Source organism: Corallococcus sp. CA053C, from assembly GCF_003611675.1.
In the GTDB taxonomy this organism is placed as follows: Bacteria; Myxococcota; Myxococcia; order Myxococcales; family Myxococcaceae; genus Corallococcus.
Genome location: NZ_RAWA01000479.1, coordinates 1 through 6,743, shown reverse-complemented (window position 1 = coordinate 6,743; position 6,743 = coordinate 1). Strand labels below are relative to the sequence as shown.

General features: G+C 69.5%; 5 protein-coding genes. 2 read left to right on the top strand and 3 right to left on the bottom strand.

Translation table 11 applies throughout. The annotated features are described in order from the left end of the window. Positions 1-1,053 (top strand): PepSY domain-containing protein (locus tag D7V97_RS37840; RefSeq protein WP_120615463.1); only part of this gene is annotated, 1,053 nt, incomplete at its 5' end. Positions 1,054-1,236: 183 nt separating this feature from the next. Next, positions 1,237-3,600, top strand: coding sequence for a phosphoenolpyruvate synthase (gene ppsA / locus D7V97_RS37835; RefSeq protein WP_120615461.1), 2,364 nt, complete (start codon positions 1,237-1,239; stop codon positions 3,598-3,600). Between the two features lie 63 nt (positions 3,601-3,663). On the opposite strand, the gene D7V97_RS37830 is transcribed toward ppsA, so the two are convergent. The 3 genes from D7V97_RS37830 to D7V97_RS37820 are packed head-to-tail and all read right to left on the bottom strand — an operon-like array spanning position 3,664 to position 6,211. Next, positions 3,664-4,020: a DUF2019 domain-containing protein gene (locus D7V97_RS37830; protein WP_120615460.1), complete on the bottom strand. Its 357-nt coding sequence runs from the start codon at positions 4,018-4,020 to the stop codon at positions 3,664-3,666. Positions 4,021-4,027: 7 nt separating this feature from the next. Further along, complete coding sequence (locus tag D7V97_RS46890; RefSeq protein ID WP_368669000.1) at positions 4,028-4,780, bottom strand: immunity 52 family protein; 753 nt, start codon at positions 4,778-4,780, stop codon at positions 4,028-4,030. Positions 4,781-4,798: 18 nt separating this feature from the next. Continuing rightward, the gene (locus tag D7V97_RS37820) at positions 4,799-6,211 is read right to left on the bottom strand and encodes a Tox-REase-5 domain-containing protein (protein ID WP_255424875.1); all 1,413 of its coding nucleotides are present in this window, start codon (positions 6,209-6,211) and stop codon (positions 4,799-4,801) included. Positions 6,212-6,743: the final 532 nt, after the last annotated feature.

Here is a 6,743-nt window from a genome sequence, read left to right as displayed (position 1 = left end):
CCTTCGTCCCCCGCCCCGGCCCCGCGCTCGCCGGTCCGCTACCCGTTGATCATGAAGTGGGTGCGCCGGACGCATATGTACCTGGGGCTGCTGCTGTTCCCCTGGATGATCGTCTTCGGCGTGAGCGGCGTGCTCTTCAACCACCCGGACGTCGGCGAGGACGTGGCGGTGCGCGAGGTGCCGGCCGAGCAGCTCCAGGCGCTCACCGGGATGGCGCCCGTGGCACCGGAGGCCGTGGCGAAGCAACTCGTGGAGCAGCTCAACGCGCAGGGCGGCGCCTACCGGCTGGAGGCGAACAGCGACCCGCGCTTCTCCGGCTTCACGGTGCTGCTCGCGCCGGGCGAGGGCGTGAACAACATCGTCATCGTGAACCTGGACGAGGGCAGCGCGACGGTGTCCACGCGCAGCACGGTGTCCCCGAAGCCGAAGCTGGAGGCGCCGTTCGCGGGCTCCACGGTGACGCTGCCGGAGTACTCGATGGCGGCCATCGAGTCGAAGCTCGCGCCGCTGCTGACGAAGCTGGACGTGCCGGCGAAGTCGGCGCCGAAGGCGAGCCCCCGCGGTGCGCCGGAGCTGCGCTTCCAGATGCTGGATGCGAAGCAGCAGGCGTGGAACGTGACGTATGACCTGGGCTCCGGCCGCGTGGACGGCCGGCCGGCGGACGCGGCGCGGGTGCTGAGCGCGAACGAGCTGCTGACGAAGCTGCACGTGCTGCATCACTACCCGGTGAACTTCGGCATCATGTGGCTGTGGGCGCTGTTCGCTGACATCTCCGGTGTGATGATCGTCTTCTGGGCGCTGTCGGGCCTGTTCATGTGGTGGCAGATGCGGCCCACGCGCGTGCTGGGCGTCGGGGCCCTCAGTCTGGCGATGGGGCTGGGGCTCGCGGTGATAGGCGGCACGCTGGCGGACCTCCAGTTCGGCAACGTGCAGAAGCGCACCGGCCCGGGTGGCGGCGCGCCTCCGAAGCCGAAGCCCGCGCCTCCCGCTGAGCAGAAGCCCGCGGTGCCTCCGGCGACGGTGACGACCGACGCGGAAGCCGATCACCACTGACCGGGGAGCACCCTGCCCGAGGGCGGGAGCCCCCGGCGGCCTGCTCGCGTGCACATGCCACGGGCGCGCGAGATCTCCAGGTTCCACGGGGCGCGACAGGACAGGTGAGCGGGTGGGAACCCGCTGACGTTCGGTGGGCCGTGGGCTCGCGCCCTTCCACGTCCCTCCCCTGGAGCCGCGACCATGGACCCCACCGCCGAGACCCACCCCGAGCAGCACCCGGAGGCCTCTTCGTCGGAGGCGGCCCGCCCTCCTGCCCTCCTCTGGTTCGACGCCTTGTCGCGCAAGGACGTGGCCCAGGCTGGAGGCAAGGGCGCCAACCTGGGCGAGCTGACCCGCGCGGGCCTGCCCGTGCCCATCGGGTTCGTCGTCACCGCCGCCTCCTTCCATGAGGCCATGGAGCCCGTGCGCCCCCGGTTGCGCGAGCTGTGGCGGCGTGTGGATCCGGACGACTCGAAGTCACTCGCCGACCTCACCCGGGCACTGCGCGACGTGGTGCTCCAGGCCCCGCTTCCGGAAGCGCTGCGCACCGCGCTGCTCGCCGCGTACCACCGCCTGGGCGAAGGCCGCGCGGTGGCCGTGCGCTCCTCCGCCACCGCCGAGGACACCGCGTCCACGTCCTTCGCGGGCATGCACGAGACGTTCACCAACGTGGTGGGCGACGAGGCGCTGATCGACAGGCTGCGGGCGTGCTGGGCCTCCGCCTATGGCGAGCGCGTGGTCTCCTACCGCAAGGCCCAGGGCCTCACCGAGGAGCCGGAGATCGCCGTGGTGGTGCAGGCAATGGTGGACTCGGCGCGCTCGGGCGTCATGTTCACCGTGGACCCGTCCACCGGCGACACGCGCCGCATCGTCATCGAAGGCGCCTTCGGCCTGGGCGAGGTCGTCGTGGGCGGACAGGTGGAGCCAGACACCTACGTCGTGGACCGGCAAGGTCCCCGGATACTTGAGACGCGCGTGGGCGAGAAGGCCTTCCGGCTGGTGCGCGACGGCGTGGGCCACGAGAAGCGCGAGGACCTCCCTCCCGAACAGGCCCGTCAGCGCGTGCTCAGCGACGTGGAGGTGCTGGAGCTCGCGCGCCTGGGCCTGCGCGTGGAGCGGCACTACGGCGCGCCCCAGGACATCGAGTGGGCCGAGGAGAACGGCAGGCTCTACCTCGTCCAGTCGCGCCCGGTGACGACGCTCGGGCAGGCTCCGAAGCCGTCCGCGCCCGGCGCGGGTCCAGGCAAGGCGCTCGTGTCGGGCCTGGGCGCTTCGCCGGGCGTCGTGACGGGCCGCGTGCGCGTGCTGCGCGACGCCCAGGAGGGACCGCGACTCCAGGCCGGTGAAATCCTCGTCGCGCCCATGACGTCTCCGGACTGGGTGCCCACGCTGCGGCGCGCGGGGGCGGTCGTCACCGACAGCGGCGGCATGACGTGCCACGCGGCCATCGTCAGCCGCGAGCTGCGCAAGCCCTGCGTGGTGGGCACGCGCACCGCCACCCGCGTGCTGCGCGACGGGGAGGAGGTCACCGTGGATGGCTCCACCGGCGCCGTGATGGAGGGCCGCGTCGGGGTGGAGACGCCCACCGGGGCCGTGTCCGGAGCGTCGAAGCAGGCGGGGCCGTCACAGCAGGGGGCCGTGGCGCAGGAGGTGCTCGCCACGCGCCTGTACGTGAACCTCGCGCTGCCGGGACAGGCCCGCGAGGCCGCGGCGCTCCCGGTGGACGGCGTGGGGCTCTTGCGCGCGGAGTTCATGCTCACCGAGGCCCTGGGCGGCGTGCACCCGCGCAAGCTCATCGCAGATGGAAAGAGCCGCGAGTTCGTCGAGCGGATGTCCGGCGCGCTGCTCGAGATCACCCGCGCCTTCCGCGGCCGCCCGGTGGTGTACCGCACGACGGACTTCCGGACGAACGAGTTCCGGGGCCTCCAGGGCGGCGCCGACTTCGAGGCCACCGAAGCCAACCCGATGATTGGCTTCCGCGGCTGCTACCGCTACCTGCGCGAACCCGCCGTGTTCCAGTTGGAGCTGGAGGTGCTCGCCCGCGTGCGGGAGCAGACGCCCAACCTCCACCTGATGCTCCCGTTCGTGCGCACGAAGTGGGAGCTGGAGGCGTGCCTGGAGGCCGTGGACGCAAGCCCGCTGGGACGCCAGCGCGGGCTGGAGCGCTGGGTGATGGCGGAGGTGCCCTCCGTCGTCTACCGCATCCCCGAGTACGCGCGGATGGGCATCACCGGCGTGTCCATTGGCTCCAATGATTTGACGCAGCTCATGCTGGGCGTGGACCGGGACTCGGAGCTGTGCGCGGAGCTGTTCGACGAAGCGGACGCGGCGGTGCTGGATGCCATCGTCCGCATCATCCGGGCCAGCCGCGAAGCGGGCATCACGTCGTCCCTGTGCGGGCAGGCCCCCTCCAACCGCCCCGAGTTCGCGGAGCACCTGGTGCGCGCGGGCATCACCTCCATCTCCGTGGACCCCGCGGCCGCCGGGGCCACCCGCACGGTCATCGCGGCGGCGGAGCGGCGGCTGCTGCTGGAAGCGGCCCGGGCGCCCCGGTGGGGAGCGTGAAGAAGAACGTGCACTCGCGCCACGATGCTCTGAGCGAGTTGCGCTACGAACTTCTCGTGACACTCATCCAGGATCCAGGGCCCACACACCCAGCTCCCAACTCTTCAAGACTTGCGCAGCCTCAAAAGCAATCAGCCCCTCGCCCCGTGCAGCTTCTTCCAGGACGGCCTTTGCTTCCGCTGTTCGATACCGCAAGAGGAATGCAGCGGCCATGGTACTGACGTCCTTGTCGGAATGCTTGAGCAGCAGAGCAAGGGCATCCCGTCCAGCATCGCCCTGTGCCTTCAGTTTCCGAACAGCAGCGATGTAACGGTCCGCATGTCTGTTTCCGCTCTTCGCATCTCCACGAGCAATGGCTGCTGTCTGTGCCGACACGTTCCGCGCGAACTCCTCAACCCATTCTTCGAGGTCCGTCACCAGATTGCTCTCAGAACGTCGCTGTCGGCATGAGCCCAGCCCGGGCCAGCAGATCTCGCACGTGTCGCGCCAACGCGATGTGTTCGGGGTTTGCCACCGTGAAGCGCTCCGAAGTCAGCACAATGAGCGTGCCCCTGTCCTTCACCGGCTCGATGTGCACGGGAGCGGGGAGCGGTGGCACGGAGCCGATGCGGTGTGAGAGGTACGTGATCCAGCCCAGGGAAAAGGGCGCGGAGTCGGGCTCTCGGTGCTGCTGCTCGTATGCGCTCGACGTGGCAAACGCCCAATCCGGCTCCCACGCCAGCGTCATGCTCCGCAGCACGGCAGCAAGCACAGGGGTGGTGAGTATCCGGTCCGCATTCTCCCCCCTTCTCGGCAGGGGCATCACGCAGGAATTGGGAGCAACATTCGAATAGCACCCACAGGTGAGGCGCAGGTCCGCGCTATCTGCACCGGACCCACCGTTACCGAACCAGAAGCTGAAGCCGAGTTCCTCAAAGACGGGCCCTCCCTTCTCACGGCTGGCGCCTCGCCGAAACATCTCGGTAAGGGTGGGCACATCGGGCGGCATCAATGGGTGTTTGCGTGCATCCTTGCGTGACCTGGCAGGCTTGTACCAGTGCGAGAGGAATGGGTCGCACTCGGCCAGGAGGTTGAGGAAGTCCGCTGTGCGCCGGGCACAGTCCGGGGGCGACTCCTTCCGCGCGCCCCAATAGGCACCCGCATAGTAGGTCTCAGGATGGTTTTCAGGCCCAGGTGTCACAGTCACAGGTCGTTCTCCTCAGAGCGCTGGAGTGTGCACGACATCAATGCCCCTGACCTTCGCTTCATCGAGTAACCGTCGAATGGCATCTGCGGCGCTCGCCTCTGCAACATGCCACTGGATCGGGAAGCCCGTGCCATGAACATTCCTGAGCTGTCGCCGCGCTTGTTCAATGAGCCCCCGTGCCCCGGAGTGCCGAAACCACTCCTTGGTCTCAAGGCCATCAAAGAACTTCGTGTAACCGGGCCCCTTGGCCTCCAGCAGCACGCCGTCCTTGAAGCCGTCGAACTTCACGCCGCCGGCCTGCGTGCTCATGCCACCAACCCAGTAGGCATCATCGGCGGAGTGACCCGTGATCTGCTCCTGATAGCGCCGGGCACGCGTGGACATCGACTCCTTCGCTGGCCCCCACTGCCCCGGCCCCTGGGAAGGCGCCGCGCCCTTCGAGGCCGTGTTGGACCGCTGGAGGATGATGGCCGCCCCAGGCCCGCCGCTCAACACCACCGCCATGCGCCCCGCTGGCACCGCGACGCGCTCCAGCGCCAGCGCTCCCTCCGCCGACAGCGAGAGCACCGGCACCGTGACTTCCGCGCCTACCGCCATCCCCTTCAGCGTCCGCGTCGTGGCCGAGGCCGCCCCCCAGGTGACGAGCATCCCCGTCGTCAGTCGCGACACCTCGCGGATCTGCTCGCCGCGAGTCATGGACTGGAAGCGTTCCCAATACGCGGGCGATGACGTGATGAGAGCCACCACGCCCGCCGGCAGGTTGCTGAGTCCCGCGATGCTGTCCACGGGATGCGAGAGCAACTGTCCCAGTGCGTGGTACAGCTCCACGAAGGCATCCCCTGCGCCGTCCAGCGAGCGGTTGATGAAGTCCGCGTCGTCGTACACCTCGGCCAGAGGGCGCCAGTCCGCGGCCTGGAACCGTGCATCCACGCTCCGGAAGACACCGCCCTTGCCGCTGTAGAAGCGGCCCAGCTCGAAGTTGCCCGCGCGGAAGGCTCCCTCCTTCCACTCGACGGTGGCCACTTTCTGCTGGGTGCGCCCGGTGAGTGCCCACGCCAGACAGCCATCCGGTCGCAGCACCGCGACCTGCTCCCGGGAGAAGCGCTCCACCCGACGCAACAACTCCTCCCGTGAAACCTCTCCTCCCTCCAACACCTCGCGCAGGATGAAGCCCGCGGCCATGCGAGGCGGGAAGTTGCCCAGCGTGACAGGCTTCCCCAAGAGCACACCCAGCAACCGCGCGGCTTGCGCGGGCGTCAGCGCTCCTCCCAGGGGGCGCTCGTCCCGGGCCTCCAGCCCCGCGTTCGTCAACAACTGCTCCCAGCCGTCCGGTTGCACGTCGCGGCTCGTGACGCCCGCCATGGCCACCGCACGGACGGGGCTCGCCCCCGTCACCACTTCGCGCACGGCCTTGCGGCGGTACAACGGCGGCGCTTCCTCAAGGGGCGTGACGCTCGGTGCCTGGGCGGATGCACGCGGCGCCTCGTCGTTTGACGCTCGCACCCCAGGGGAGTCCGTAGCCGTGCGGGACGTGTAGCTCAGCGACCTTCCCGACCCGGGAGGCAACGATGCGCAGCCCGTGAAGAGGAGGGCCACGCATCCGAGCAGGACGTCAGCGCGCAGGGTCCACCCCCAGGCCCACCCGTGGGACGAAGCCGTGGCCTCCCCTCGCATGGGAAGGAGCCCTGGCCACAGCACCGCCCACCCGCGGTTGCCCATCGCTCGCGCCTCCTGGCTGCACTCCGGTGCGGCGTGCAGAACCCGGTGATAACCGCCGGGTCCAACACGTCAGCCAAACCGGCGACGCATGCCCCTCAGGGCATGTCAGCAGGCGAGAATCAGGACTTCAGACTGTTGGCTACCGACTCCCAGCCCGGACGATCAGGGCCGCGGCGGCCCGGTCGGGAGCGTGAAGAAGAACGTGCTCCCCTCCCCCGGATGGCTGTCCACCCCCAGC